Here is a 242-nt window from a genome sequence, read left to right as displayed (position 1 = left end):
AGAAGCACAAATGGCATAGCCCTTTCCGGTCAGGTGAGCTGGGTCGCTTTGCCCTTTGTATTCTGCGTGAACGGAGTCGCTGGATGCGCCCTCGCGAGGTGGCGCGCGAAATGCTCCTGCTCAGGTGCGACCGGGTCAACGAACGTGTGACCCTCGATAAGGTGACCAATTCGGTCTCTGGCTACTTCGCAAAACACGAAGGCGACCTTCTCAACACTTGAATGAGGCTAGGGCTTTCATTT

At 55.8% G+C, this 242-nt stretch carries 1 protein-coding gene; it reads left to right on the top strand.

Going from position 1 to position 242, the window contains the following annotated elements:
• On the top strand, nucleotides 1-221 hold a 221-nt coding region (locus tag A3736_RS18015), incomplete at its 5' end, for a hypothetical protein (protein WP_233999350.1).
• Nucleotides 222-242: the final 21 nt, after the last annotated feature.

It is taken from the genome of Erythrobacter sp. HI0063 (assembly GCF_001635685.1).
In the GTDB taxonomy this organism is placed as follows: domain Bacteria; phylum Pseudomonadota; class Alphaproteobacteria; order Sphingomonadales; family Sphingomonadaceae; genus Qipengyuania.
The sequence above is the reverse complement of the archived record's forward strand: the minus strand, read 5'-3'. Positions and strand labels throughout refer to the sequence as shown.